Here is a 26,488-nt window from a genome sequence, read left to right on the forward strand (position 1 = left end):
TGACGAGCGGAGAAGAGGTCCTCCCGGCGGCAGGCGGACCGGCCGGTGAACTTCCGGCAACGTACCCCCGCCACGGCCCGACGAAAGTCGGGATCAGCGCACGTCGGGGGTACAGCACGTATAGTTGCTCACAGGTCTCAAGACTGCTATTTTTGCAATCGAGAGGCCTGCAGTCATCCGTGCAGGCGCAGGCAGCAGGGGAGGCGCCGTGGACGACGACAGAGAAATCGAAGTCTCAGTCGAGAATCGTGAGCGGATTCGGCTGCTTCAGTCGGCTTGGGAGGCGTCCGCAGATGCTGTCATCGGCCGCCTACTTGACTCCTTCGCGCAGAACGGGACTTCGAGGAAGGCGCCGGAGCGGGCTCAGGACGAACTGGAGGTCCACGCGGTCTACGAAGGGCAGCCGGTCAAAGGAATCTTCGAGATCCGCACACACCACCTGAAGATCGTCGAAGGCCCTTTGGCCGGGCGTAGCTTCAAGTCGCCGAGCGGAGCGGCCATGGCCGTAGTCCGGCACCTGAAGCCCGACGTCCACAACAACCGCAACGGCTGGACGTTCTGGACGATCACGAACACGGGTCACCCGCTGCAAGCTGTACGGGACAACGCACCACGGAGGACGACGTGATCCTCCTGATCATCATCGCTTTGTGCGTAACCACAGCCATCTTCGCCTGGGCATCCGTCTGCCACCACGCGATCGACGCAGCTGAGCGCACTACCCGGTACAGCCAGGAGAAGTCGCCTGCCGGCAAGCAAGTCGAAGCCATCGACGCCGGCGGCAGGTTTGCGGCCCGACTGCTCGATTGGCGGCACATGATCTTCTTCGCTTGGCTCGTATCACTGCTCGGCCGACGTCGCCGTTGATCGTGGATCAGCGCACGTCGAGGAACACCGTCGGTACCTCGTTGTCCTGGACCACGCGCCCCAGCAACGTCGCCAGCAGATCGCGTTCGGCGGGCGGCAGGCCGCTCGCGAGCTCCTCGACCCGGCGGCACGTCGCCGCGTAGAAGTCCGCCGCCAGTTCGCGGCCTTCGCCGGTCAGGACCACCTGCACCGCGCGGCGGTCGTCCGGGACGGGCTCGCGGCGCACGAGCCCGCGCCGGACCGCGCGGTCGACGAGGCCGGTGAGGCTGGACTTCTCGAGGCCGAGCGTCGCGCCGAGGTCGCCCATGCCGTAGGGCTGCGCCATCAGCACGCACAACAGCTGCCCCTGCTGCACGGTGAGCCCGTACTCGCGCGCGGACTCGGCGTAGACGGCGTTCACCAGGAACGACGACCGCACGAGTCCGGCCACCACACCGAGAGCCTCCATCAGGCCACCCTACTTCGCGACCGCCTCGCGCACGGCGGGCACGATCTCCCCGGCCCAGCGCGCGACGTCGTCGTCGGTGGGCGGCCGGCCACCCGGGCCGAAGAGCACAAAGCCTCTCGCGTCGTGCTCCAGCACCGCACCGGTCAGCTCCTCTGTCCACTGCGCCGGCGAACCGCCGACCCAGCGGCCGTCGTCGTCACGGGTCTTCGTGAGCGGCTCGGCCGTGATGCGCCCGGGGAAGTTGTAAACGGTGACGATGTCCGCGGGCTCGCGGCCCGCTTCCTTCGCGGCTTGGTCGATCACGGGCCGCGACGTCCGGTAGCGCTCGCTGAGCCAGTCCGCGGCGTGGCCGGGCATCCACCCGTCGGCGACCCGCCCGGTGACGGCGAGGGACTTCGGCCCGACCGAGCCGGTCCACACCGGCGGGATCGCTTCCTGCGCCGGCTCCAGGTTGGTGACCTGGTAGAACTCGCCGTCGAAGGTCACCGGTGCCCCGCCACCGCCGAGCTGTTTGACGAGCCGGATCCCCTCTTCGAAGGCGCGCACGGCTTGTCCCGGGCTGAGCTTGGTCACGCCGAGCCGCGCGATGTCGTCCCAGAGCCCGCCGACGCCCACCCCGAGCACGAGCCGCCCACCGCTCAGCGCGGACAGCGAGGTGACGGCCCGGGCGAGCATCGGCGCGGGCCGCGTCGGCAGGTTGGTCACGCTGACCAGCCCGGAGATCCGTTCGGTGCGCCCGAGAACGACGCCGATCTCGGCGTAGGCGTCGAGGCGGTCGGCGTTGTAGGGGTGATCGGAGACGCTGAAGAGATCAAGCCCACCCCGATCGGCCAGGACGGCCTGCCGCAGGGTGCTTCGCGCCGACGTCACCGCCGTCGAGCCGCCGATGCCGAAGAGCACCATGGTTCCTCCCAGTTGTTAGTTCGTGCTACGAACTGACTATACATAGTTCTTACCACGAACTTCTCCTAAACGGATTGCCCCGGCCGCTAACGTGGACTACATGACCGACCCGAACCTGGACCTGGCGGCGCGCGCCGGCGTCGCCGACGAGCGCGCCCTGCTCTCGGCGTTCGCCGACAACTACCGGGCGATCTTCCGCGCGAAGATTTCGGGCCTGTCCGAGGCGGACGCCCGCCGCAGCCCGGTGCCGACCGGAACGTCGATCGGCGGGTTGCTCAAGCACCTGCGCTGGATAGAGCAGGCGTGGTTCCAGCGCGTCCTGGCGGACGAACCGAACCTCCCCGACCGCCCGGCGGGCGAGTTCTTCCCCACGGCCGAAGACACGGTCGAGTCACTTCTCGCAGAGTACGACGAGCAGTGCGGAATCTCGCGGCGCATCGCGGCCGCACACGAGCTGTCGGACACGGGCGTGCACCACAACCTGGGCGAGGTGACGCTGCGCTGGATCTACGTGCACGTAATCGAGGAGACGGCCCGCCACGCCGGCCAGGCGGACATCATCCGCGAGCAGCTGGACGGCGTCACCGGCCCGGAGATCTAGCCGCGCTCGCGGGCGCGCAGCACAAGGGCCTCGGCGTTCCGGCCGGCCCGCTTGAACTCCTCCGCCGTGGCCGAGGTGTGGCTGTAGCCCGCCTTCGTCTTCAGCGCCAAGAGCGCCCGCAACGCCCGGCCGGCGTCCTTGTCCACCCTGGCCAGGAGTTCCACCGCGTCGTTGTGGTTCTCCCCCTGGGCGTGTTCGCCCAACCCGGCGCAGCAGAGCGCGTCGGCGGCCGCGATGCCCGCGTGCACGCAAAGGGTCACGTACGCGTCCCCGATCTCGCTGGGATCCTGTTCATCGACGAGGCCTCGCACCATGTCAGCCACCTCCCAGAACTGCTCGGCCTTGGCCAGCCGGCCACCGAGGATCTCCGGGGTGCATCTCTTCGTCCGCACTTCAGCTCTTTCCCTTGCGCACCTGCCCGGCCAGCCACGAGTGACGACCGGCGACGGTGAGCCCCTCGCGCAGCACGTCGGCGAGCACCGGCTCGTCGCGGCCACGGGTGGCGACCTCGGTCACGGTGAATTCGAGGATCCGGGCGTCATTGCCCGTCCAGCGGGAAACATCGGCAGCCAGGCCGTCGACCTGAAGGGCCCAGCGATCTTCGTCGACGTCGTCCGGGCGGATCAGCACGAGGTCGATGTCGCTCTCGGCGGTCATCGAACCGCGCGCGGCCGAACCGAACAGCGCGCCGTACTTCGGTTGCGGCCGCCAGGAATCCAGCGCGGCTTCGATGCGCTGGAGCAGTTTCCCGCGCAGCCCCGACAGCGCGATGATGTGCTCCGCGGCGAGGTGGTCGCGGTTGAACCGGTAGGCGAACGCGTTGCCGACGCGGTCCGCGCCCACGATTCCCTGCAGCACCAATCGCCGCAGGACCTTCCGGATCCCCTCCTCCGAATGCGCGCCCAGGACGCGGTGCAGCTGACCGGTCGTGAACGTGCCCTCGTAGCCGGCCAGGGCGGCGAGCACGTCGCCGTCCAACGTCGGGGTCACCGTGGCCAGCGGCCTGCTCAGCTCCATCGCCACCCTCTCCAGAACCCGTACTATAGTACGTCTACCCGCACCATAGTACAGGTAGAGGCTGTTCGCACCGTGTACGCACGGTCACAGAAATCGGCGTGGACTGTCGGATAGTCTGCGCCGTATAGTCCACGTGGAATAACCGACCAGGAGTCACCCGGAGGGACCAACGATCATGGCTTCGGCCAAGCTGACCCCCCTCGGCCTCGCCGTGCTGGAACTGCTGCACGAGAAGCCCATGCACCCGTACGAGATGGCCCAGCTCATGCGTGAGCGGTACGTGAGCACCCGCGTCAACGTGAAGGCGGGCTCGCTCTACCACACCGTGGAGCGCCTCCAGCGGGACAACTACATCCAGGTCGTCGACACGCAGCGCGACGGCCGGCGGCCCGAACGGACCGTCTACGGCATGACGCCGACCGGGCTCGACGTGTTCAACCAGCGTGGCCGCGAACTGCTGGGCGATCTCGCCCAGGAGTTCCCCGCGTACCTCTCCGGGCTCGCCGTGATCGACGAACTGGGGCGCGAGACGTCGCTCATCGAGCTCGAGAACCGGCTGGTGCACCTGCGCGCCGCGGTCGCCGCGGACGACGCGGTCGTGCGGAGCCTCGTCGAGGACCAGACGCCGGAGATCTACTGGCTGGATTGGCGCTACAGCTGCGACCACCGCAAGTTCGAGCTCGAGTGGACCGAACGGCTCCGCGACGACCTGCGCTCCGGGCGGATCCCGTTCCAGGAGTGCGACGCACCCCACCTCACGCTCATCACCAGGGAAGACGACGATGAACGCAAGACAAGCTAACCCCTGGGCCGCGCTCAGCGCGCTGTGCCTCGGTTTCTTCATGATCCTGCTCGACACGACCATCGTGTCGATCGCGATCCCGACCATGCTGCGCGAGCTGAACGCCGGGCTGAACGCCGTCGTCTGGGTGATCAGCGTCTACCTGCTCACCTACGCCGTGCCGATGCTGTTCACCAGCCGCCTCGGCGACCGCTTCGGCCCGAAGCGCGTGTTCCTCGCCGGCCTGGTCGTGTTCACCGGCGCGTCGCTGTGGTGCGGCCTGTCCGGCAACGTCGAGATGCTGATCGCCGCGCGCGCCGTGCAGGGTCTCGGCGCCGCGCTGATGACGCCGCAGACGCTCGCGTTCATCACGCACCTGTTCCCGCCGGCCAAGCGCGGCCCGGCGATGGGCATGTGGGGCGGCGTCGCCGGGCTGGCGACGATCGCGGGCCCGCTGCTCGGCGGCGTGCTGGTGGACCACCTCGGCTGGGAGTGGATCTTCTTCGTCAACGTGCCGATCGGCGTGATCGCCATCGTCCTGACGGTGCTGCTGGTGCCGGACTGGCAGCCGAAGCACTCGCACGCGTTCGACGTCGTGGGCATCGTGCTCTCGAGCCTGGCGCTGCTCCTGATCGTGTTCGGGGTCCAGAACGGCCAGCAGTACGACTGGGGCACGGTCTGGGGCGGGATCACCGTGTTCGAGATCATCGGCGCGGGCGTGCTGCTGCTGGTGGCTTTCGTGGTGTGGCAACGCTTCAACAAGCGTGAGCCGCTCCTGCCGCTGCAGGTGTTCTCGAACCGGAACTTCTCGGCCGGGACGCTGACCGCGACGACCGTCGGCTTCGCGATGACCGGCATGTTCCTGCCGCTGGTCATCTACATCCAGTCGGTGCTCGGGCTGACCCCGACCATGGCCGGCCTGCTGACCGCGCCGATGTCGCTGCTGTCGGGGATCGCGGCGCCGTTCGTCGGGCGCGCGTCGGACAAGGTCAACGGCAAGTACCTGGTGATGTTCGGGCTCGCCGCGCTCGCGGCCGGGCTGGGGATCATCGCGCTGCAGGCGTCGCCGGACAGCAACCCGTGGAGCTTCGTCCCGGCGCTGCTGGTGTGCGGCCTGGGCATCGGCTGCATCTTCTCGCCGATGAGCAACATGACGATGGGCTCGGTCGAGCCGCGGCTGGCCGGCACGGCGTCGGGCATCTTCAACACGTCGCGCCAGGTGGGCGGCGTGCTCGGCAGCGCCGCGATCGGCGTGATGCTGCAGGCGCAGGTGAGCTCGTCCATCGCGGACGAAGCCACGAAGGCGGCTACGCAGCTGCCGGAGCAGTACCGGGCGCCGTTCGCGGAGGGCATCGCCAAGGCCGCGGCGAACACGGGCGAGTTCGGTTCGTCGGGCGGCCCGTCGCCGATGCCGGGGCTGCCGGCGGAGATCGCCGCGCAGGCCGGGCGGCTGGCCACCGAGGCGGTCCACAGTGGACTGACGGACGCGGCCCGCGCGACGATGCTGCTGCCGATGGGCGTGCTGCTGCTGGGCGTCATCTCGGCGTCGATGCTGCGGAAGGTCAAGCCGCGCTGGGAAACCCCGGCCCCGGCGACGGCCGAAGCCGCGACGGCCTGAGGCTTGGAACATCCGGAGGCCGGCATCCCGCGGGGGAAGGTGCCGGCCTCCGGTCGGTTCCGGGGGAGAAACCGTGTGGGCCTCCGTTCCGGAGGTCGGGTTCCGGAGCGGAGGCCCACACGGACCGCGGGAGCGGTGGTCTGTCGGTCAGGCCGTCGCGGGTGGCGACGCCGCGGGCACCGAACCCGGCAATGAGCGAGCCGTCCGGGACTTCGAGGTCCGGCGTTTCGCCCACCACGGCGCTCGCGACGTCGCGGGCGAGTCCGTCACGCGCACGGTCATCAGCCACCTCCGCGCATATGTTGCGAGCCACAACAAAATAACTCGTCCCAGGGTGTGGCGCCGGTCACAATTCGGTCACGACAGACGCCCCGGTACGTTCCGGGGGTGCATTCGGTCATCCTCGCCTCGCAGTCCCCCGCCCGGCTCGCCCTCCTGCGCTCCGCCGGTCTCGACCCGGCCGTGTTCGTCTCCGGCGTCGACGAGGACGCCGTCGCCGCAGCCTTGCCCGATCCGACGCCCGCCGAGCTGGTCATGGCGCTCGCCGCGGCCAAGGCCGCAGCGGTGCTGGACCAGGTCGCCGCGGCGCACCCGGACGCCGTCGTGATCGCCTGCGACTCGATGCTGAACATCCACGGCACCATGGTCGGCAAGCCGGGCGATCCGGACATCGCGCGGCAGCGCTGGGCCGCGATGGCCGGGACAACCGGTGAACTCTTCACCGGGCACACGGTCGTCCGGCTCGACGGCGGCGTGCGCGCGAAGGAGGCGTCCGGCTCGATGTCGACGACCGTCCGGTTCGGCACGCCGAGCGCAGCGGAGATCGACGCCTACGTCGGCACCGGGGAGCCGCTGCGGGTGGCCGGCGGGTTCACGATCGACGGCCTGGGCGGCTGGTTCGTCGAAGGCCTCGACGGCGACCACACCAGCGTCATCGGCCTCAGCCTCCCGCTGACGCGCCGCCTGCTGGCCGAGGTCGGCGTGAGTGTCGTGGATCTCTGGCGGCCTCCCGCATCCTGAGAAGAACGCCACCCGATGAGGTGATTTGGAAGAGTCCAGTTCTGCTTGACGTCGTCTTTACCCGGCAGAACTGGAAACTTTCGAGCACCGGAGTCGCCCCGTGTCTTTCGTACGGACATACACCAAACCGCGGGTGTTCGCGGCCGCGGTTCTCGGCTCGCTCGTCGTCGGCGCCCTCCTGGGCGTCGTCGCACGGCAGACCGAGGCCGGCTGGCTGACCGATCTCCTCGACCAGATCGGCACCATCTTCACCACGCTGCTGCAGGTCGCAGTGATCCCGCTGGTCTTCACGGCGATCGTGGTCGGCATCACCAGCCTGCGCGGGCTGGGTGGCGGCCGGACGGCCGCGCGCCTGGGCGGCAAGACGGTGCTGTGGTTCGCGATCACGTCGTTCATCGCGTCGCTGATCGGCATCGCCGTCGGCCGGCTCTTCGACCCCGGCGCGGGCGGCCTCGGCGGCGTCGAGGCGACGGCGAAGAACGCCGACCGGGCCGCGAAGAGCGTCGACAGCTGGGGCTCGTGGAGCGCGTTCGTCAAGGGCCTGCTGCCGGAGAACTTCTTCTCGGCGTTCTCGGAAGGTGAGACGCTGCAGGTGCTGTTCCTCGCGCTGGTGATCGGCGCCGCCGCGTACAGCCTGGGCGACCGCGCGAAGCCGTTCGTGGACTTCACGACGAGCGTCTTCGAGATCATCCAGCGCTACCTCGGCTGGATCGTCCGGCTCGCCCCGCTCGGCATCATCGGCCTGATCGGCGCGGCCGTGTCCAACTACGGCGACGCCCTGTTCCGCCCGCTGTTCTCGACGACGCTCGCGGTGTACGTCGGCTGCCTGCTCGTGCTGTTCGTCGTCTACCCGATCCTGCTGCGGTTCGTGGCGAAGGTCAGCCCGCTGAAGTTCTTCGCCAAGGCGGGCACGGCGATCCAGTTCGCGTTCGCTTCGCAGTCTTCGGCCGCGACGCTGCCGCTGACCCGCCAGTCCGCGGTGAACCTCGGCGTCCAGCCGGCGTACGCGGCCTTCGCGACGCCGCTCGGCAGCGCCACCAAGATGGACGGCTGCGCGGCGGTCTTCCCGGCGATCGCGGCGATCTTCGTCGCGAACCTGGCCGGGGTGTCGCTCAACTTCTGGCAGTACGCCGGCATCGTGGTGGTCGCGGTGGTCGGCGCGCTGGCGACGGCCGGCACCACCGGCTGGCTGACGGCGTTCACGCTGACGACGTCGTTCATCGGCCTCGACGCCAAGCAGGTGGCCGTCGGCCTGGCGCTGATCTACTCGGTCAACCCGATCATGGACATGATGCGTACGGCCACGAACGTCGCCGGCCAGATCGCGGTGCCGGTGATCGTCGCGCGCGGCGAAGGCCTCCTCGACGACGAGGTCCTCAACGCCCCGACCGACAACCCGGAGCACAGCGACGACGACACCACCGCCCGTCAGACCGAACCCGCCAACGCGTAACCCCGCAAAGCCGTGAAGGCCTCCTTACCGGCCGTAAGAGCCGGGAAGGGGGCCTTCACGGCGTTTCAGGGGCAGGCGCGCAGGTCAGCGCGGGTGAGGCGGACGGCCGGCCAGCCGCGCAGGTCGGACGGCGCGGTCACCTTCCGGGTGCAGCCGAGCGACTTGCCCGTCACGTCGTACACCTCGCCCAGCACCGGCGACGCCTGGCACTCGGGTGTGCCCGACGCCGCGTCCGGGCAGTCGTGGCGGACCACGATCACGTCCGGGCGGCCGTCGGCCGTGACGTCGTAGAGCGTGAGCGTCCCGGCGTCGGCGAAGTACGGCTTGCCCGGGTCGCGCCACACTCCCCCGCCGCGGACGAGCAGCTCGCCGTAGGCGCCGGTGCCGTCGTCCCCGACGTCGCCGCGGATCAGGCACGTCGGCGCCACGCCGTCGATGCAGGTCAGCGAGTTCGCGTCGAGCCGGGCCCCCAGCTGCGCGAGCGACAGGTCGAACACGGTGCCCGGTTCCGGGCCGACGCGCACCTGCGCCGAGCCGCCGGCCGCGTCGGTCAGCAGCACCACCGGCGTCCCGCCGACGGTCATCGCCGCGAGCTGGCGGCACGGGCCGCCGCCGCAGGTCACGGTGGGCGGCTCGGTGCCGGCCGCGGGCTCGGAGACGGTGTCCGCCGGCGCGTCCGGGCGCGGGCGCAGCAGGAACACGGCGCCGATCGCGCCGAGCGTGATCACCGCGGCCAGCACGGCGGTGAGCAGCGCCGACCGAGGCGTCCGCACTGCCGAAGTCCGCATAAGACAGAGCGTAAGCCGCTTCGCCACCGTGCGTGGGCAGCGCCCCGGCGGGTGTGGCTGAAATCCCCCGGGGGTGCACCACCTCACCGCGACCCCACGAAAGGGGGACGCCCCGAAGGGGGCACGAACAGCGGAGAGTGTCCGGTTATGTTGTCCGGGTGACGAACCCCAGCCTTCCCCCCGCGCTGTACCTCCCCACCGGCCCCGCCAGCCGCGAAGCCCAGGGCGCGTCGATCGAGCTGCGCCGCACGCCGGACGGCCGGACGGCGCTGGTCGCCTTCACCGCGCTGGACCGGCTGATCGACTGCTGCGGCGAGCACCAGCCGTGGGTGCTGGTCAGCACCGAGCACCTGCCGAAGGTGCACGCCGCGAACCCGTACGACGTGATCGTGCTCGACTCGCCGCTGCCGGACGACCTGCGCCACAGCCCGACGCTCGTCTGAGCGTGGTTCAGCTCTCACTCCGGAGACTCGTGCCGTCCTGTCCGTAGACTCCCCCGTACCGCGTGAGCGGTCAGCAATGCAGCTGTCGGGACGCAGGAGGTGCGGGGTGGCCGAGCAGGTCGGCGAATCCACCGGTGGTCCGGTGACCAAGATCCTGGTCGCCAACCGGGGCGAGATCGCGGTACGCGTGATCAGAGCCGCCAGGGACGCTGGCCTCGCCAGTGTCGCGGTGTACGCCGATCCGGACCGCGACGCACCGCACGTGCGCCTGGCCGACGAGGCCTTCGCGCTGGGCGGCACCACGGCCGCCGAGAGCTACCTGTCCGTCGACAAGCTGCTCGAGGCCGCGAAGCACGCCGGCGCCGACTCCGTGCACCCGGGCTACGGCTTCCTCTCCGAGAACGCGGACTTCGCCCAGGCGGTCATCGACGCCGGGCTGACCTGGATCGGGCCGAGCCCGCAGGCCATCCGCGACCTCGGCGACAAGGTCACCGCGCGGCACATCGCCACACGCGCGGGCGCGCCGCTGGTGCCGGGCACCAAGGAGCCGGCGAAGGACGCGAGCGAGATCGTCGCGTTCGCCGACGAGCACGGCCTGCCGGTGGCCATCAAGGCCGCGTTCGGCGGTGGTGGCCGCGGCCTCAAGGTCGCGCGCACCCGCGAAGAGATCCCGGAGCTGTTCGAGTCGGCCACCCGCGAGGCCGTCGCGGCGTTCGGCCGCGGCGAGTGCTTCGTCGAGCGCTACCTGGACAAGCCGCGTCACGTCGAGGCGCAGGTGCTGGCCGATCAGCACGGCAACGCGATCGTCGTCGGCACCCGCGACTGCTCGCTGCAGCGGCGGCACCAGAAGCTCGTCGAAGAGGCGCCCGCGCCCTTCCTGTCCGACGACCAGCGCGCCCGGATCCACGAGTCGGCGAAGGCGATCTGCAAGGAAGCCGGCTACTACGGCGCCGGCACGGTCGAGTACCTCGTCGCCACCGACGGCACCATCTCCTTCCTCGAGGTCAACACCCGGCTGCAGGTCGAGCACCCGGTCTCCGAGGAGACCACCGGCCTCGACCTGGTCCGCGAGATGTTCCGCATCGCGCGCGGCGAGAAGCTCCGGATCACCGAGGACCCCGAGCCACGCGGTCACTCGATCGAGTTCCGCATCAACGGCGAGGACGCCGGCCGCGGCTTCCTGCCCGCGCCGGGCACGGTCACGAAGTTCCTCGCGCCGAGCGGCCCCGGCGTCCGCGTCGACTCCGGTGTCGAGTCCGGCAGCGTGATCGGCGGCCAGTTCGACTCGATGCTGGCGAAGCTGATCGTCACCGGCTCGGACCGCAACAACGCCCTCGAACGCAGCCGCCGCGCCCTGGCCGAGATGGTCGTCGAGGGCATGGCCACGGTGCTGCCGTTCGACCGCGTGATCGTCGACGACCCGGCGTTCATCGGCGACGAAAACGGCTTCAGCGTGCACACGCGCTGGATCGAGACGGAGTTCGACAACCGGATCGAGCCGTTCGTGGCGCCGGACGTCGAGGCGCCCGAAGAGGAGCCCCGGCACAACGTCGTCGTCGAGGTCGGCGGGCGCCGCCTCGAGGTGTCGCTGCCCGGCGGGTTCGCGCTCGAAGGCGGCGGTGGCGGCGGTACGGCCGTCAAGGCGAAGCCGCGCAAGCGCGCCGGCGGCGGCAAGGCGGCGGTGAGCGGTGACGCCGTCACCGCGCCGATGCAGGGCACCATCGTCAAGGTCGCCGTCGAAGAGGGCCAGTCGGTCGAGGCCGGCGAGCTGATCGTCGTCCTCGAGGCGATGAAGATGGAGAACCCGGTCACCGCGCACAAAGCGGGCACCGTCACCGGTCTTTCGGTCGAAGTCGGCGCCGCCGTGACGCAGGGCACGCAGCTTCTCGAGATCAAGTAGAGCAGTTCGTTACAGATGTCGTGGTGGGCCGCCCCCGAGGCGGCCTACCATCGGCAAGGTGACCGAAGTCCCGTCTCCGCAGCTGCGGATCAGCGACCAGAACCGCGAGTCCGCGTTGACCGCGCTCGGTGAGCACATGACCGCGGGGCGGATCGACATCGACGAGTACGGCGAGCGCTCGGCCCGCATCACCGCGGCCAAGACGCGCGGCGAGCTCACCGAGCTCTTCGCGGATCTGCCCTCGCCCCACCCCCACTACGACGAAACGCCGCAGGCCGCCGTCGCCGCGCCCGAGCCGGACAAGCAGGCCGTGCCCGCGCCGCAGCGGTCCGGCTCGCCCGAGAACTGGGCGCCGGCGCAGCGGTTCCTCGCCGCGATCGTGCCGCTGGCCTTCATCGCGGCGATCGCGCTGATCGCCACCGGCACGCTGGCCTGGCCGATCATCTTCGTCCCGATCGGGCTGACCGTGGTCGGCAAGTCGATGTGGGGCCACGGCTGGAACCACGACCAAGACCACCACGAGCGGCACCTGCACGACCGGGAACGCCGGCGCGAGGTGCGCGACTCCTACCGCGACCGCCGGCGCGAACTGGGCCGCTGACGCCGCCGTGAGCGACATCCGCCTGAGCGACGCCGAGCGTCAGGACGCCCTCGACGTCCTCGAAGAGCACGTCCGCACCGGACGCCTCGACATCGACGAGTACGGCACCCGCTCCGCGCAGGTCGCCGCGGCCAAGCGGGTCAGCGAGCTCATCCCGCTGTTCGACGACCTGCCCTCACCCCGGCCCAGTGCCCTGGTGGGTGGCGCCGCCGCGCCCGGGGTCCCGGTGGTGACCGGGGAAAGCACCGTGACGCGTTTCCTGAACGCGAGCGCGGTGCCGATCGCCATCGTCGTCGCGATCGCGGTGCTCATCCTCAGCCGCGGGCGGCTGCTGATCATCTCGATCGCGCTGCCACTGGTGATCGCGATGCTCGCGGGGCTCCGCCGCCGGCGCTGAACCTGCGAGAATCGGCCCCGTGATGGGCGTGGTTCCGGGCGCGCTGGACGCCCGGGGTGAGCGGCTGGCCGGGCCGATCTTCACCTTCGTCGGCTTGGCCGGCCTCGTCGCGTGCTCGTTCTGGGCGGCCGGCCGCGACGCGCACTGGGGCACCACGCTGGTCGTCGTCGTGGTCACCGCGCTGTGGCTGCCGCTGCTGATCCCGCTGTTCCCGCGCCGGAAGGCGCACCCGTGGCTGGCCGCCGGCTACTACGCCGGTGTCCTCGCGGGCGCGCTCGTGCTGGTGGCGCGCAACGACCTGTTCACCGGGTTCGCGTCGTTCGGCTACCCGCTCGCGTTCGTGCTGTTCCCGGCCCGCTGGGGGTTCTTCGCGGTGGCGGCGACCGCCGTGCTGCCGATGCTCGTCAACGGGTCGGACCCGCGGAGCCCGACGTGGGTGCTGGTCGCCTCGGTCGTCGGGCCGCTGCTGTACGCGGCCTGGTTCGTCGGCGCGGAGAGCGAGAAGCGGCGCAAGACGAACACCCGGCTGGAAGCGGCGCTGGCGGAGAACGCGGGCCTGCACGCGCAGCTGCTGACCCGGGCGCGCGAGGCCGGCGTGCTCGACGAGCGGCAGCGGATGGCCCGCGAGATCCACGACACGCTGGCCCAGGGCCTGACCGGGATCGTCACGCAGCTGCAGGCCGCCGACCGCGAGGACGGCCCGGGCCGCGACCGCCGGCTGGCCCAGGTGCGCACCTTGGCGCGCGACAGCCTCAGCGAAGCGCGTCGCGCGGTGCAAGCGCTGCGCCCCGAACCGCTGGCCGAGTCCCGGCTGCCGGAAGCGCTTTCCGACCTGGCGGGCCGCGTCGCCGGGACGTCCGGGGTGGCCGTGCGCACCGAAACCACCGGCGACGTCCGGCCGCTGCTGCCCGAAGTGGAGGTCACGCTCTACCGCGTCGCGCAGGAAGCGCTGGCCAACGCGGAGAAGCACGCGAAGGCGTCCCGGATCGGGCTGACACTGTCCTATTCGGACGACGTCGTGCTGCTGGACGTCGTCGACGACGGCGTCGGGTTCAGCCCTGGTGACCGCGGCGACGGCACCGGCTTCGGGCTGGCGGCGATGCGTCACCGCGTCCAGCGGGTGGCGGGGACGTTGTCGGTCGAGAGCACCCCGGGCGGCGGCACGGCGGTCAACGCCCAGGTCCCGGCGCTGCCTGCGGCGTCGTGATCCGGGTCGTCGTCACCGACGACCACCCGGTCGTCCGCGACGGCCTCCGCGGCGCGTTCACCGGCGAGGCCGACATCGAGGTCGTCGGCGAAGCGGCGTCCGGGGTGGAGGCGCTGGCCCTCGTGGCCCGGCACCACCCCGACGTCGTGCTGATGGACCTGCGCATGCCGGAACTGGACGGCGTCGGCGCGATCCGCCGGCTCGCCGTCTCCCATCCCGCGGTGCGCGTCCTGGTGCTGACGACGTACGACGCGGAGACCGACGTCCTCCCGGCGATCGAGGCCGGCGCGACGGGCTACCTGCTGAAGGACGCCCCGGTCGCGGACCTGCTGAACGCCGTCCGCGCGGCGGCCCGCGGTGAGCCGGTGCTGGCGCCGAGCGTCGCGAGCCGGGTGCTGGGCGGTTTTCGCGAGGCCGGCCCGCTGACCCGCCGTGAGCTGGAGGTTCTGCGCCTGGTGGCGGCCGGGGCGACGAACCGCGCGGCGGCGCGGCAGCTGTTCGTCAGCGAGGCGAGCGTGAAGACCCACCTGCTGAACGCGTACGCCAAGCTCGGGGTGAAGGACCGCGCGGCGGCGGTCGGCGAGGCCTACCGCCGCGGCCTGCTCTGAACCCGCCCTAAACCCGTCGCGGTGCTGACGCGTGTCGGTCACATCGAACCCGGGGAGGGAATCGGATGACTTTCGGATTCGCGAGGCGTGTCGCCGTGCTGGCGGCCGCGGCCTTGCTCACCACCACGCTCACCCAGTCCGCGGAGGCCTCGCTCGGCACCTGGCGGGTGGAGCTGCTGCCGTCGCCTGCCGGGTACCCGGGCGCGACGGGCTGGGTGCGCGGCACCGACAGCCACGGCGGTTTCGCCGGGAACCTGGTGCTGGACGGGGCATCCCAGGTCGTGACGTGGTCGGGCACGCAGGCGACGGTCCACCCGCTGCCGGCCGGGCTCCAGTCGCCCGCGGTCGCGGACGAGAACTCCGCGGGGACCGTGCTCGGCGACGTCGCCGACGCCTCGTTCCAGCGGCAGGTGTTCCTGCTGGAGGCCGGGAAGTACCGGCTGCTGCCGCGGCCCGCCGACCGGCCGTACGTGTCGGCGGCGGCCATCAACGAACGGGGTGACGTCGTCGCCACCGCGTCCGGGTGGTCCGCCGAAGACCCGGAGGTGCTGCTCTGGCGCGCGGAAGACCGGGAGCACCCGGTGGTGATCACCGGGGGCCCGTACCTGTCGGCGACCGACGTCGACGACGACGGGAGCGTGCTGGCCGACTCGTTCCCGGGCGCCGTGCTCTGGAAGGACGGCACGTTCACCCGGCTGACGGCCCCACCGGGCGCCGGCTCCGTGCACGCGGCCGCCGTCCGGACCGGCCAGGTGGTGGGCAACTTCGCCACCGCGGACCAGACCCCGGGCGGCGTCCAGTGGCGCACCCCGGCCGACCCGGTGGTGCTGCCCGGCTCGGGCGCGGCGTTCGGCGTCAACCGGACCGGCCTGGTCGTCGGCTACGGCGACGTCTCGACGGGCCGGTTCAGCCCGCTGCGGGTCTGGCTGGGCACGCAGCCGTACGGCACGCTGCCGCCGGCCCCGGGCTTCGCGGCGGCGTGGGCGGAGGTCGTCGGCGACGACGACGTCGTCGCGGGCACCGTGGCCAACAGCGAGCCGACGACGAACACCGGCCGGCCGGCGGTGTGGCGGTATTCCTCGCACTGACCCGTTTCGGCGGATTGCTCCTTTCGCCGGGCAACCGGACCCCGGCCTGCGACGTGGTGATCTTGCAGGTCGGGGGAAAGGGAGAAAGCCGATGAAGAGCAAGTTCTGGGTGCGGGCCGTGGCGCCCGTCGTCGCCACGCTCACCGTGGCGGCGCTGGCGCAGCCCGCCGAAGCCGTGACGAGCCGCCTCCCGTGGCAGCCGACGGTCCTGCCGCTGCCGCCGGGCAGCAGCGGCGGGTTCCTGACCGGTTCGGACGGGAAGGGCGAGTACACCGGGACGTTCCGGGTGAACGACGTGACGCAGGTCGTCAGCTGGCGCGGCGGGCAGCCCGTGGTGCGCGGCCTGCCGAGCGGGTACGAGCGGGCGGACGCCAACGACGAGAACCCGTCCGGGCAGGTGGCGGGCACCGCGCACGACTACCAGACGATGATCAGCCGGGCGTTCGTGCTGGACGCGACCGGGTTCCACCTCAAGGACGTCCCGGCGGGCTACGACTACGTGTTCGGCCTCGCGATCAACACGAACGGCGACCTGCTGGGCCAGGCCTACCAGGCCGACAACGGGCCCGGCGCCGTCGTCCTGTGGCGGGCCGGCGGGAGCGCGCCGATGATCATCCCGCAGTCGGCGGACGTCTCGTCCGCGCGTGACCTGGACGACGACGGCACGATCCTGGTGAACTCGGGCACCGGCTCGGGCCTGTGGAAGGACGGCGTCTTCCGGCGGCTGTCGCCGAGCCCGTCCTCCCAGGCGACCGCCCTCGCGATCCGCAAGGGCGTGGTCGTCGGCGTCCGGAACTGGGGCGGCGAGCAAGCGGCCCGCTGGACCACGCCGGACACGACCGTCGGGCTGGAAGGCGGCGGCATGGCCTTGAGCGTCAACTCCGGGGGCTTGACGGCGGGGCTGGTGCCCAACCCGTCGGGCCCGGTGATCGTCGGGAACGGCGCGGTGTGGCGCGGCACGACCCCGGGCGTCGTCCGGGGCCCGAGCGGCTACGCCGTGTTCGAAACCCGCGTCGCGGCCGACGACGGCTCGCTGGCCGGGTTCGCCACGAACGGATCGCGGGACGCGGGCGGGGTGCCGGTGATCTGGCGCCTGCTGCCTGCGTAACCGGGCAGTCTTCTTGCCTTGACCGCGTCTTGATCGCCAGGCCGGGGGCGGTGTGCCGCCGGCCTGGCTAGGCTGGGCGGAGTGGAACCGGTGGAGATCAACGCGGGCACGTACTACCTGCGCCAGCTGCGCGCCGACCGGCACATCGACGACCGCGCGGTGCTGATGGAGGCGTTCGCCGACCCGACGCACCGCAAGTACGTCCTGAACTACCGCCTGCGCACCCTGGACGAGGCCACGGAGTACGTGACCCTCCGAGCGGCCCAATGGGCGGGCGACGAGCGCTGCTCGTGGGCGATCGCCGAGCCGACGTCAGGACGGCTACTGGGCGAGGTGGGCCTGCGCGAGCTGAGCCTGGACGCCGAGTACGCGGAGGCGACGATCTGGATCCACCCCGCCGAACGCGGCAAGGGCATAGCGACAACGGCGTTGAACGCGGCCCTGCGCTTCGGTTTCGGCGGCTTGGGGCTGACGGAGGTCAGCTACCGCTACGAGGAGAGCAACACGGCGTCGGCAGTAGTCGCGGAGCGCTGCGGATTCACCTTGCTGGGCCCCGAAGACCACCCGGCCCCCACAGGCGAGCGCCTGATCCGCTGGCACCGCACGTCCTAGCAGCACCGGCCATCCAATGTCGCCTGCCATCGACGCCGCCGGCCGAAACTCCCCCCACCCTTCCCTGGGGGGCGGCCCCTAGGCCAGTCTATCGGCGCCCTCGGACGAAACCCGCCCAAAAGGGCGCCGGCGCCCGAGTTGCCCACAAGGCGGGGAGCCTGTGGACAAACGCCACGGCAAGCCGCCTGACGGCCTGCCGTGGCGAACCGCCTGGCAGCCAGGCCGCAGGCGGTTCGACCACGGAAAGCCCGCGATCAGCTGACCGGCGCCACGATGCCCGAGCGGGCCTCCGGGGCCGCGATCCGCAGCGCGTCCGCCGCCTCGTCGCTCGGCTGGGACTGGGACTCGCGTTCCGCCTCGACCCTTGCGCGGTAGACCTCCACCTCGCGCTTCACCGTTTCGGGTGACCAGCCGAGGACTTCGCCCACCAGGTCCGCGACCTGTTCCGCGCAGTCGGCGCCGCGGTGGGCGTACTCGATCGAGATGCGCGTGCGGCGGGCCAGGACGTCCTCGAGGTGCAGCGCGCCCTCGTGCGCGGCCGCGTACACCACCTCGACGCCCAGGTAGTCCGGCGCGTGCTCGATCGGCTTGAGCAGCTCCGGGCGGCCCTCCGCGAGCGCCAGCACCTCGTGCACCAGCGAGCCGTAGCGGTCCAGCAGGTGCCTCACCCGATAGGGGTGCAGGCCGTGCTCCGCGGCCAGGTGGTCGGCCTGGTTGACCAGCGCGTGGTAACCGTCCGCGCCGATCAGCGGGACCTTGTCCGTGATCGACGGCTGCGAGCGGCCCGGCAGGTCGACCGCCGCCGCGTCGACGGCGTCCGCCGCCATCACCCGGTAGGTCGTGTACTTGCCGCCCGCGATCGCGACCAGGCCCGGCGCCACCCGCGCCACCGCGTGCTCGCGCGACAGCTTCGAAGTCTCTTCGCTCTCCCCCGCCAGCAGCGGGCGAAGGCCGGCGTACACGCCTTCGATGTCGTCGTGCGTCAACGGCGTCGCCAGGACGCTGTTGACGTGCTCCAGCAGGTAGTCGATGTCGTGCTTGGTCGCCGCCGGGTGCGCGAGGTCGAGGTTCCAGTCCGTGTCCGTGGTGCCCACGATCCAGTGATTGCGCCACGGAATGACGAACAGCACCGACTTCTCGGTGCGCAGGATCATCCCCGACTCCGACACGATCCGGTCGCGCGGGACGACGATGTGCACGCCCTTGCTCGCCCGCACCCGGAACCGCCCGCGGCCGCCCGAAAGGCGTTGCAGCTCGTCGGTCCAGACGCCGGTGCAGTTGATCACGACGGCCGCCGAGATCTCCGTCTCGCGCCCGTCTTCGACGTCGCGCACGCGCACGCCGGACACCCGGTCGGCTTCGCGCAGGAACCCGACCACCTGGGTCGACGTCCGCACGATCGCGCCGTAGTGCGCCGCGGTCCGCGCCACCGTCATGGTGTGGCGGGCGTCGTCGGACTGCGCGTCGTAGTAGCGGATCCCGCCGATCAGCGCGGACCGCTTGAGCGCCGGCACCATCCGCAGCGCGCCCGCGCGGGTCAGGTGCTTCTGCCCCGGGACGCTCTTGGAGCCGCCCATCGTGTCGTACATCAGCAGGCCGGCGGCGGTGTACGGCCGCTCCCAGACGCGGTGCGTCAGCGGGTAGAGGAAACTGACCGGCTTCACCAGATGGGGTGCAATCGTCGTCAGCATCAGCTCACGCTCGCGAAGCGCTTCCCGGACCAGCCCGAATTCGAGCTGTTCCAGGTAACGCAGGCCGCCATGGAAGAGCTTGCTCGACCGGCTCGACGTGCCCGACGCGAGATCCCGCGCCTCGACGAGCGCGACCCGCAGCCCGCGGGTGGCGGCGTCCAGCGCCGTGCCCGCACCGACCACGCCGCCGCCGATCACGACGACGTCGAAGGTCTCCTTGCCCAGCCGCTGCCAGGTCTCCTCCCGCTTGCGCGGGCCCAGTCGAGCCGGGTTCGTCTCCGCTGCGTGCTGCGCGCTTGCCACGTGACAGTCCTCCTCGAGCCGGCGAGGCTTCCAGCATTGCACGACCTGGTGATCCTCCGCCCGTTCGCGGAGGACACATGTGGCGTAACCCTCCGCGATCTTGAAAAGATTGCGCTAGCCGGTCCTTGGACCAGGCTTATACGCCCGGGTAACGTCGCCCGGACGTGGGTCGGCAACGGTGCCGTGGCACGCCGTGATCGACCTTGCGCAGAGTGTCCAGTGTGGCCAGTGTGGAGGTACAGCGGTGAGTGCTGGAGCAATAATCGTCTGGGAACTACTGGGAACAGCGGCGCTGATCCTGCTCGGCAACGGTGTGGTCGCGAACCACGTGCTGCGCAAGACCAACGGCAACAACGGCGGAATCCTGTTCATCAACTTCGGCTGGGCGTTCGCCGTCTTCACCGGTGCCAGCATCGCCGCGCCGAGTGGCGCGCACCTGAACCCCGCGGTGACCCTCGGGCTCGCCATCGCGGACAAGACCAAGTGGGCCGACGTGCCCTTCTACTTCATCGGGCAGATGGCCGGCGCCATCATCGGCGCCCTGCTGTGCTGGGCGACCTACAAGCTCCAGTTCGACGACCACCCCGAGCCGGAGAACACGCTCGGCATCTTCTCCACGGCACCGCAGATCCCGAACCGGGTCTGGAACCTCGTCACCGAGATCATCGGCACCTTCGTCCTGGTGGCCTGGATCCTGCTCAGCCCGACCTTCGCCACCACCGGGGACGGCGGCACGCCGAACTTCGGCAACTCGGCGCTCGGCTACGCGGGCGTCTCGTTCGTGGTCCTCGTGATCGGTACCTCGCTCGGCGGGCCGACGGGCTACGCCATCAACCCGGCTCGTGACCTCGGCCCGCGCATCGCGTACGCGTTCCTGATGCCGATCCGGAACAAGGCGAACGCCAACTGGGGCTACTCGTGGATCCCGGTCGTCGGCCCGCTCATCGGTGGCGCTCTCGCCGCGCTCGTCTACCTCCTCGTGCACAACCTGACCTGATCGCCTCCCCCACGGAATTCCTGGAGCACAGATGACTTCGTACGTAGCCGCGATCGACCAGGGCACCACCTCGACGCGGTGCATGATCTTCAACCACGAAGGCCGCGTGGTCTCGGTCGACCAGCGCGAGCACGAGCAGATCTTCCCCAAGGCCGGGTGGGTCGAGCACAACGCCGAGGAGATCTGGGAGAACACCCGCCAGGTCGCCGCGGGCGCGCTCGCCAAAGCCGACCTCCACGCCCGCGACATCGTCGCCGTCGGCATCACCAACCAGCGCGAGACCGCGCTGGTCTGGGACAAGTCCACCGGCAAGCCGGTGTACAACGCGATCGTCTGGCAGGACACCCGCACCGACCGGATCGTCACCGAGCTCGGCAACCTCGGCGGCGGCCAGGAGCGCTACCGCGAGAAGGTCGGCCTCCCCCTCGCGACGTACTTCTCCGGGCCGAAGATCAAGTGGATCCTCGACAACGTCGAAGGCGCGCGCGAGAAGGCCGAGGCCGGCGACCTGGTGTTCGGCAACATGGACACCTGGGTGCTGTGGAACATGACCGGCGGACCGGACGGCGGCGTGCACGTCACCGACCCGACCAACGCCTCCCGCACCATGCTGATGGACCTCGACACGCTCCAGTGGGACCCCGAGATCGCCGCCGAAATGACGATCCCGCTGTCCATGCTGCCGGAGATCCGCTCCTCGTCCGAGGAGTACGGCAAGGTCCGCGAGAAGGGCGCGCTGGCCGGCGTGCCGATCGCGGGCATCCTGGGCGACCAGCAGGCCGCGACGTTCGGCCAGGCCTGCCTCTCGCCCGGCGAAGCCAAGAACACCTACGGCACCGGCAACTTCATGCTGCTCAACACCGGTACCGAAAAGGTGATGTCGCAGAACGGGCTGCTCACCACGGTCTGCTACAAGATCGGCTCGAACGACACGATCTACGCGCTGGAAGGCTCCATCGCCGTCACCGGTTCGCTGGTGCAGTGGCTGCGCGACAACCTCGGCATGATCGGGACCGCGGCCGAGATCGAAGAGCACGCGCGCAGCGTCGAGGACAACGGCGGCGCGTACTTCGTCCCGGCGTTCTCGGGTCTGTTCGCTCCTTACTGGCGATCCGACGCTCGCGGTGCGATCGTCGGGCTCACCCGGTTCGTCAACAAGGGACACCTGGCCCGCGCGGTGCTGGAGGCGACCGCCTTCCAGTCGCGCGAGGTGATCGACGCGATGAACGCCGACTCCGGTGTCCCGCTGAAGTCGCTCAAGGTGGACGGCGGCATGGTCGTCAACGAACTGCTCATGCAGTTCCAGGCCGACATCCTCGGCGTGCCGGTGATCCGCCCGGTGGTCAACGAGACCACCGCGCTGGGCGCCGCCTACGCCGCCGGGCTGGCGGTCGGGTTCTGGAAGTCCGAAGACGACATCCGCACCAACTGGGCCCAGGACAAGCAGTGGGACCCGTCGATGGACGACGCCCGCCGCGAATCCGAGTACCGCAACTGGAAGAAGGCCGTTACCAAGACCTTCGACTGGGTCGACGCCGAAGACTGACCGTCAGGGCCGGGGGCACGCGCCGAAGGTGCCCTCGGCCCGCCCGCTCAGTCGTCCCAGCCCTCCGGTTTGCCGGATTGCTCGTTGGGCGCGATGACCAGGAACGGCACGCCCTGGTCGTCGACCAGCCGAACCTGCCGGCCGTGTGGTGAGTCGAACGGCTCGCCCACGGCCCGGCCGCCGAGCTCGACCGCCTTGGCCGCGCTCGCGTCGGCATCCGCGACCCAGAAGTACACCGACCAGTTCGACGGCACCTCCGACGGCACGTCGGTGGGCATCCCGCCGATGCCGCCGATCGGACGGCCGCCGAGCAGCAGCACCGAGTATGTGAAGCCGCCGCCCGAGATGTCGTCGACGCCGTAGCCGAAGACCTTCTCGTAGAACGCCTTGGCCGCCGGGTAGTCCCGGCTCATGCACTCGTTCCAGGCCGACGTGCCCGGTGCCGCCGTCACCTGCGTCCCCGTGTGGTCGCCGGGCTCCCAGAGGCCGAACGCCGCGCCGCCCGGGTCGGTCGCGACGGCCATCCGGCCTTCCTTCATCACGTCCATCACCGGCACCACGATCCGGCCGCCGGCCTCGGTGATCGCCGCGGCCGCCTTGTCCACATCGGACACCGACAGGTAGGTCGTCCACACCGCGGGCATCTCCTGGCCCGCCGGCGTCTGGCCGATCCCGGCGACCGGACGCCCCTGCAGCATCGCCATGCCGTAGAAACCGGTCTCTTCACCGCCCGCCTGCACGTCCCAGCCCAGCAGGCCGCCGTAGAAGGCGACCGCCTTCGCCTGGTCGGGCACCATCAGGTCCACCCAGCTGGGTGTCCCGTCGGGCCATGGCTCGTCGTGGAACAACATGTCGGCTCCCTACCCTCGTTCGCGCCGCCTCGGGTGACGGCCGACACAGTGTGGCACCGGGGTCCGACAAAAACGGAAAATCAGCTCTGGACCAGGCGTGCGTAGACGACGATGTTGTCCACGTAGTTGTGCGCGCTCCGGTCGAAGACGCCGCCGCAGGTGATCAACCGCAGCTCGGGGCCGGCCGTGTCGTCGTACACGCCTTCGGCTTCGAAGTCCTTTTTGGGTACCTGGTGCACTTTCGTCACCTCGAAGAGCGCCGTCGAGCCGTCCTTGCGGGCGACCGAAACCCGGTCGCCGCTGGCCAGTTCCTTGAGGTGGAAGAAAATCCCCTTCTGGTGGTTGCCGTCGACGTGCCCGAGGACGACGGCCGGGCCGACCTCGCCGGGCGTCGGCGCGTAGGTGTACCAACCCGCCTGCAACGGCGTCGTCACCGGCGGGACCTGGATGGTGTCGTCCGGGTTGAGGCCGAGCGGGACCAGCGACGAGTGCGCGCCGATCTTCGGGATGTCGATCGAGACGGGCTCGGACTTGGGCAGCGCCGCGACGGCGTCCTGCGCGGCGCTCGTGGGCTGCGGCTGCACCACGACCGGCTGGGCCGACGGCGGTGGCTGGGCCGTGGACGGCTCGGACCCGCTGCCCAGCGTCAGCGCCAGCACCGCCAGCGCGGCCAGCAGCGCGACGACGAGCGCGATCAGGTAGCCCCGTCTGTTCTTGATCCTCGTGGTCATGGTCTCCCCCGTGACTGGCGCCTGCGGTTCACACGTCCGGGTGGCCCGTTCGGTTGGGTCCCGACGGTACCTCCGCGGGCGGGCCGCCCCGGAACCCCCGTTCCGGAGCGGCCCTGGAGCGTCAGCGGCGTCGTGCCCGTCGGGCCACCACGAGACCGCTGCCTCCGACCGCGAGCACTCCCATGGCGGCCGCGGCCGCGAGGGGTGCGCCGGAACCGTCCGCTGGGCCGTCCGTGCCGCCGGTCTGCGGGGCGCCCGCGGGCACCTTGGCGACCTGCTTCGGAGCCGGGCCCTCGGCCGGGAGCACCTGGAAGTACGCCGTCGAGGCCTCGATGCCGCAGTGCAGCGTGACGGCGTACCTGCCCGGCTTGACGTTCGCGACGGTGCCGGTCCCGAGACCGGGGTTGTCGGCGACGACCGCGGCCGAGCGGATGCCGACCTTCTCGCCCGGCCAGGCCGAGCAGCCGAAGTCGAAGTTCACCCGCGCCCCGGGCAGCCCCTTGCCCGGCGACAGGGACAGCTGCTTCTTGACCCGGGTCATCGGGCCATCCGGGTACTCCGGCTCGGTCGGCTGCGCCGAGGGCGATGGCGAAGCCGAGGTGGCCGGCGCGGACGGCGTGGCCGGCGGTGCGGCCGCGAGCGCGGCGGTCGGCGCGAGAACCAGGAAAGCCGCGGCGACGCCCGCAACGACAACGGTGTTCTTCATTCTTTCTCCCCTGTGGATTATGCTCGGAAACAATGGGAAACGGATGCCGTTCGCAGTTCCCCCTACACGGCCTCATCCGTTCACCTACGCACCAAAAGACGTCTCCACCTGCGATCGGTTGCGCCCGAAGGTCACGAAAGAGGTCGCGAAACCGACGGTGGGGAACTCATGAAAAACCACCCCGGAGCGTGGCTCCGAGGTGGTCTTTCGAGTTCGGAAATCAGCCTGCCATGCTGCCGTCGCCCGCTTTCGCCGCACCGGACGGCACCTTCGCGACCTGAGCGGCGGGCACCGAGAACTGGGTGCTGTAGGACTTGTCGCCGCACGTCACGGTCAGCGGGTACGTCCCGGCCGCGGTACCCGGCTTCAGGGTGGCGTCGGCGCTGATGTTCGCGTCGGCGCCCATGAACGGGCCCGGGGTGTAGTTGGCGAACGTCAGCGCGGGCGAGGAGAACGCCGGCGCCGCGCCTTCGCACTTCGCCAGCGCGACGTTCGGCGCGTCCCGGACGTACTTGTCCACGAGCGACTGGTTGATCGCGGTGTTGACGTTGAGCTGGACGCTGCCGGCGCTCGGCGCCGGCGCGGGGGTCGGACCGGTGCTCTGCGCTGTCGCCGGCGCCGCCAGCGCCGTCGCCCCGATCACCGCTGCCGCAACAAAAACCAACGTCTTGCGCACCTTCGCACCCTTCGCGTCCTTCAGACTTACAACCGACAAGACGCGACGGGCGCGAAGGGGTTGCGTCGTGGATCAGTCGAGATCGTCGTGGCGCATCAACTGGCGCCCGGCCTCGGTGATCGAGCCCGACAGCGACGGGTACACCGAAAATGTCAGTGCCAGGTGGTCCACTGTGAGCTGGTTCTGGACGGCGAGCGCGATGGGAAGGATGAGCTCGCTCGCCTGCGGCGCCACGACGACACCACCGACGACCACGCCGGTGGCGGGGCGGCAGAACAGCTTCACGAAGCCTCGGCGGAGGCCCTCCATCTTCGCGCGCGCGTTGGTGGCCAGGGGCAGCATGATGGTGCGCGCGGGCACCTCGCCGGAGTCGATCGCGTGCTGGCTGATGCCGACGGTCGCGATCTCCGGGTGGGTGAAGACGTTGGCGGCGACGGTCTTGAGCTTGATCGGCGCGACGCCCTCGCCCAGCGCGTGCCACATCGCGATGCGGCCCTGCATGCTCGCCACCGAGGCGAGCATGAGCACGCCGGTGCAGTCGCCGGCGGCGTAGATCCCGGGAACGGAGGTGCGCGAAACGCGGTCGACGGTGATGAACCCGCCGGGGCCGGGCGAGATGCCGACCTTGTCGAGGCCGAGGTCAGCGGTGTTCGGGACCGATCCGACGGTCATCAGCGCGTGGCTGGCTTCGATCACGCGGCCGTCGGCGAGGTGGATCTCGACGCCCTTCTCGGTGCGCTCGACGCGGTCGGCGCGCGCCTGCTTCGCGACGGTCGTCCCGCGCTGCGAGAAGACCTCCTCGAGCACGGCGGCGGCGTCGGCGTCCTCGTGCGGCAGCACGCGGTCGCGGCTGGAGACGACGGTGACCTTGACGCCCATCTCGGTGTAGGCGGACGCGAACTCGGCGCCGGTGACGCCGGAGCCGATCACGGCGAGGTGTTCGGGCAGCTCCTGGAGCTCGTAGAGCTGGCGCCAGTCGAGGATGCGCTCGCCGTCCGGCACCGCGCCGGGCAGCACGCGCGGGGTGGCGCCGGTGGCGATCAGGACGACGTCGGCCGGGAGCTTCTCGGTCTCGCCGTCCTGCTTGGTGACGGAGACCTTGTGCGTGGCGAGGCCGGGCTCTTCGTCGCAGAAGCGGGCTTCGCCGATGATCACGCGGACGCCCTCGCGCTGGACGCGCGCGCGGATGTCGGCGGACTGCGCCAGCGCGAGGCCCTTGACGCGGCCGTGGACGGTCGGCAGGTCGATGCTGGTGTCGGCCATGTCGGTGTTGATGCCGAGCTCGCCGAGGTCGTGCATCTTCGCCAGCGCGCCCGAGCTCGCGATGAACGTCTTCGAGGGAACGCAGTCGTAGAGGACACAGGCGCCGCCCAGGCCGTCGCGCTCGACGATCGTGACGTCGGCGCCGTGCTGGGCTGCGACCAGCGCGGCTTCGTAGCCGGCCGGGCCCCCGCCCATGATCACGATCCTGGTCACCTGGGTCCTCCTCGAAGTGCGTGACAACGGTGGTCTCACCGTACGCGGCGA

Annotated in this window: 29 protein-coding genes; 18 read left to right on the plus strand and 11 right to left on the minus strand. The window is 70.7% G+C overall.

Translation table 11 applies throughout. From position 1 onward, the window contains the following. The first annotated feature begins 208 nt into the window (after window positions 1-208). Both OG570_RS06335 and OG570_RS06340 read left to right on the plus strand, forming a co-directional pair. On the plus strand, window positions 209-628 hold the full coding sequence (locus OG570_RS06335; protein WP_326955931.1) for a hypothetical protein: 420 nt from the start codon (window positions 209-211) through the stop codon (window positions 626-628). Further along, on the plus strand, window positions 625-867 hold the full coding sequence (locus tag OG570_RS06340; protein ID WP_326955932.1) for a hypothetical protein: 243 nt from the start codon (window positions 625-627) through the stop codon (window positions 865-867). Before OG570_RS06335 ends, OG570_RS06340 begins: the two co-directional genes overlap by 4 nt. 7 nt (window positions 868-874) lie before the next feature. Here the strand turns inward: OG570_RS06340 and OG570_RS06345 are convergent, their stop codons facing one another. Together OG570_RS06345 and OG570_RS06350 are read right to left on the minus strand one after the other, a co-directional pair. Continuing rightward, complete coding sequence (locus OG570_RS06345) at window positions 875-1,315, minus strand: MarR family winged helix-turn-helix transcriptional regulator (RefSeq protein ID WP_326955933.1); 441 nt, start codon at window positions 1,313-1,315, stop codon at window positions 875-877. 9 nt (window positions 1,316-1,324) lie between these two features. Then, window positions 1,325-2,218: an LLM class flavin-dependent oxidoreductase gene (locus tag OG570_RS06350; protein ID WP_326955934.1), complete on the minus strand. Its 894-nt coding sequence runs from the start codon at window positions 2,216-2,218 to the stop codon at window positions 1,325-1,327. A 100-nt stretch (window positions 2,219-2,318) separates the two neighbouring features. Between OG570_RS06350 and OG570_RS06355 the strand changes: the two genes are divergently transcribed. After that, window positions 2,319-2,819 carry a DinB family protein gene (locus tag OG570_RS06355; protein ID WP_326955935.1) on the plus strand — a complete coding sequence of 167 codons (501 nt, stop codon included), beginning with the start codon at window positions 2,319-2,321 and terminating at the stop codon, window positions 2,817-2,819. On the opposite strand, the gene OG570_RS06360 is transcribed toward OG570_RS06355, so the two are convergent. Both OG570_RS06360 and OG570_RS06365 read right to left on the minus strand, forming a co-directional pair. Beyond that, window positions 2,816-3,211 (minus strand): hypothetical protein, encoded by a 396-nt coding sequence (locus tag OG570_RS06360; protein WP_326955936.1) that lies wholly within the window; start codon window positions 3,209-3,211, stop codon window positions 2,816-2,818. The two genes, OG570_RS06355 and OG570_RS06360, sit on opposite strands and share 4 nt — an antisense overlap. Before the next feature lies 1 nt (window position 3,212). Further along, a complete protein-coding gene (locus OG570_RS06365) occupies window positions 3,213-3,836 on the minus strand; it encodes a nucleotidyltransferase domain-containing protein (protein ID WP_326946206.1) in 624 nt (207 codons plus the stop codon). Between the two features lie 175 nt (window positions 3,837-4,011). Between OG570_RS06365 and OG570_RS06370 the strand changes: the two genes are divergently transcribed. The 4 genes from OG570_RS06370 (at window position 4,012) to OG570_RS06385 (ending at window position 8,708) form a co-directional block, all read left to right on the plus strand. Beyond that, complete coding sequence (locus OG570_RS06370) at window positions 4,012-4,638, plus strand: PadR family transcriptional regulator (RefSeq protein ID WP_247060859.1); 627 nt, start codon at window positions 4,012-4,014, stop codon at window positions 4,636-4,638. Next, window positions 4,619-6,235 (plus strand): DHA2 family efflux MFS transporter permease subunit, encoded by a 1,617-nt coding sequence (locus tag OG570_RS06375; protein ID WP_326946205.1) that lies wholly within the window; start codon window positions 4,619-4,621, stop codon window positions 6,233-6,235. Before OG570_RS06370 ends, OG570_RS06375 begins: the two co-directional genes overlap by 20 nt. Before the next feature lie 387 nt (window positions 6,236-6,622). Beyond that, on the plus strand, window positions 6,623-7,255 hold the full coding sequence (locus tag OG570_RS06380) for a Maf family protein (protein WP_326955938.1): 633 nt from the start codon (window positions 6,623-6,625) through the stop codon (window positions 7,253-7,255). 100 nt (window positions 7,256-7,355) lie between these two features. Continuing rightward, on the plus strand, window positions 7,356-8,708 hold the full coding sequence (locus tag OG570_RS06385; RefSeq protein WP_326955939.1) for a dicarboxylate/amino acid:cation symporter: 1,353 nt from the start codon (window positions 7,356-7,358) through the stop codon (window positions 8,706-8,708). 65 nt (window positions 8,709-8,773) lie between these two features. Here OG570_RS06385 and OG570_RS06390 read toward each other — a convergent pair whose 3' ends face one another. Further along, window positions 8,774-9,496: a hypothetical protein gene (locus tag OG570_RS06390; RefSeq protein ID WP_326955940.1), complete on the minus strand. Its 723-nt coding sequence runs from the start codon at window positions 9,494-9,496 to the stop codon at window positions 8,774-8,776. A 158-nt stretch (window positions 9,497-9,654) separates the two neighbouring features. On the opposite strand from OG570_RS06390, the gene OG570_RS06395 reads away from it, so the two are divergent. The 9 genes from OG570_RS06395 (at window position 9,655) to OG570_RS06435 (ending at window position 17,460) form a co-directional block, all read left to right on the plus strand. After that, window positions 9,655-9,939 carry an SAV_915 family protein gene (locus OG570_RS06395; RefSeq protein ID WP_247060851.1) on the plus strand — a complete coding sequence of 95 codons (285 nt, stop codon included), beginning with the start codon at window positions 9,655-9,657 and terminating at the stop codon, window positions 9,937-9,939. 106 nt (window positions 9,940-10,045) lie between these two features. Further along, on the plus strand, window positions 10,046-11,839 hold the full coding sequence (locus OG570_RS06400; protein WP_326946201.1) for an acetyl/propionyl/methylcrotonyl-CoA carboxylase subunit alpha: 1,794 nt from the start codon (window positions 10,046-10,048) through the stop codon (window positions 11,837-11,839). 58 nt (window positions 11,840-11,897) lie between these two features. After that, the gene (locus tag OG570_RS06405; RefSeq protein ID WP_326955941.1) at window positions 11,898-12,440 is read left to right on the plus strand and encodes a DUF1707 SHOCT-like domain-containing protein; all 543 of its coding nucleotides are present in this window, start codon (window positions 11,898-11,900) and stop codon (window positions 12,438-12,440) included. Between the two features lie 7 nt (window positions 12,441-12,447). Further along, entirely contained in the window at window positions 12,448-12,837 is a 390-nt protein-coding gene (locus OG570_RS06410; RefSeq protein WP_247060845.1) for a DUF1707 SHOCT-like domain-containing protein, read from the plus strand. 22 nt (window positions 12,838-12,859) lie between these two features. Beyond that, window positions 12,860-14,044, plus strand: coding sequence for a sensor histidine kinase (locus OG570_RS06415; RefSeq protein ID WP_326959901.1), 1,185 nt, complete (start codon window positions 12,860-12,862; stop codon window positions 14,042-14,044). Continuing rightward, entirely contained in the window at window positions 14,041-14,652 is a 612-nt protein-coding gene (locus OG570_RS06420; protein WP_326955942.1) for a response regulator transcription factor, read from the plus strand. Before OG570_RS06415 ends, OG570_RS06420 begins: the two co-directional genes overlap by 4 nt. Before the next feature lie 65 nt (window positions 14,653-14,717). Continuing rightward, the gene (locus tag OG570_RS06425; protein ID WP_326955943.1) at window positions 14,718-15,740 is read left to right on the plus strand and encodes a hypothetical protein; all 1,023 of its coding nucleotides are present in this window, start codon (window positions 14,718-14,720) and stop codon (window positions 15,738-15,740) included. 91 nt (window positions 15,741-15,831) lie between these two features. Continuing rightward, complete coding sequence (locus OG570_RS06430) at window positions 15,832-16,848, plus strand: hypothetical protein (protein ID WP_326955944.1); 1,017 nt, start codon at window positions 15,832-15,834, stop codon at window positions 16,846-16,848. Window positions 16,849-16,929: 81 nt separating this feature from the next. Further along, window positions 16,930-17,460 (plus strand): GNAT family N-acetyltransferase, encoded by a 531-nt coding sequence (locus tag OG570_RS06435; protein WP_326955945.1) that lies wholly within the window; start codon window positions 16,930-16,932, stop codon window positions 17,458-17,460. A 254-nt stretch (window positions 17,461-17,714) separates the two neighbouring features. On the opposite strand, the gene OG570_RS06440 is transcribed toward OG570_RS06435, so the two are convergent. Then, entirely contained in the window at window positions 17,715-19,454 is a 1,740-nt protein-coding gene (locus OG570_RS06440; RefSeq protein ID WP_326946195.1) for a glycerol-3-phosphate dehydrogenase/oxidase, read from the minus strand. A 244-nt stretch (window positions 19,455-19,698) separates the two neighbouring features. Here OG570_RS06440 and OG570_RS06445 point away from each other — a divergent pair, with 244 nt between their 5' ends. Both OG570_RS06445 and glpK read left to right on the plus strand, forming a co-directional pair. After that, window positions 19,699-20,451: an MIP/aquaporin family protein gene (locus OG570_RS06445; RefSeq protein ID WP_247060835.1), complete on the plus strand. Its 753-nt coding sequence runs from the start codon at window positions 19,699-19,701 to the stop codon at window positions 20,449-20,451. Between the two features lie 31 nt (window positions 20,452-20,482). Continuing rightward, window positions 20,483-21,997, plus strand: a complete 1,515-nt coding sequence (gene glpK, locus OG570_RS06450; protein ID WP_326946194.1) for a glycerol kinase GlpK — start codon at window positions 20,483-20,485, stop codon at window positions 21,995-21,997. Between the two features lie 47 nt (window positions 21,998-22,044). On the opposite strand, the gene OG570_RS06455 is transcribed toward glpK, so the two are convergent. The 5 genes from OG570_RS06455 to OG570_RS06475 all read right to left on the minus strand — a co-directional run bounded on the left by OG570_RS06455 (window position 22,045) and on the right by OG570_RS06475 (window position 26,437). Next, window positions 22,045-22,848 (minus strand): VOC family protein, encoded by an 804-nt coding sequence (locus tag OG570_RS06455; RefSeq protein ID WP_326955946.1) that lies wholly within the window; start codon window positions 22,846-22,848, stop codon window positions 22,045-22,047. An 80-nt stretch (window positions 22,849-22,928) separates the two neighbouring features. Next, window positions 22,929-23,579 (minus strand): class F sortase, encoded by a 651-nt coding sequence (locus OG570_RS06460; RefSeq protein ID WP_326955947.1) that lies wholly within the window; start codon window positions 23,577-23,579, stop codon window positions 22,929-22,931. A gap of 121 nt (window positions 23,580-23,700) precedes the next feature. Then, window positions 23,701-24,285 carry a hypothetical protein gene (locus OG570_RS06465; protein ID WP_326955948.1) on the minus strand — a complete coding sequence of 195 codons (585 nt, stop codon included), beginning with the start codon at window positions 24,283-24,285 and terminating at the stop codon, window positions 23,701-23,703. 220 nt (window positions 24,286-24,505) lie between these two features. Beyond that, window positions 24,506-24,961: a hypothetical protein gene (locus tag OG570_RS06470; protein WP_326955949.1), complete on the minus strand. Its 456-nt coding sequence runs from the start codon at window positions 24,959-24,961 to the stop codon at window positions 24,506-24,508. 72 nt (window positions 24,962-25,033) lie between these two features. Continuing rightward, complete coding sequence (locus OG570_RS06475) at window positions 25,034-26,437, minus strand: NAD(P)H-quinone dehydrogenase (protein WP_326946189.1); 1,404 nt, start codon at window positions 26,435-26,437, stop codon at window positions 25,034-25,036. Between the last annotated feature and the right edge of the window lie 51 nt (window positions 26,438-26,488).

This window comes from Amycolatopsis sp. NBC_01286 (assembly GCF_035982555.1).
Lineage (GTDB): Bacteria > Actinomycetota > Actinomycetes > Mycobacteriales > Pseudonocardiaceae > Amycolatopsis.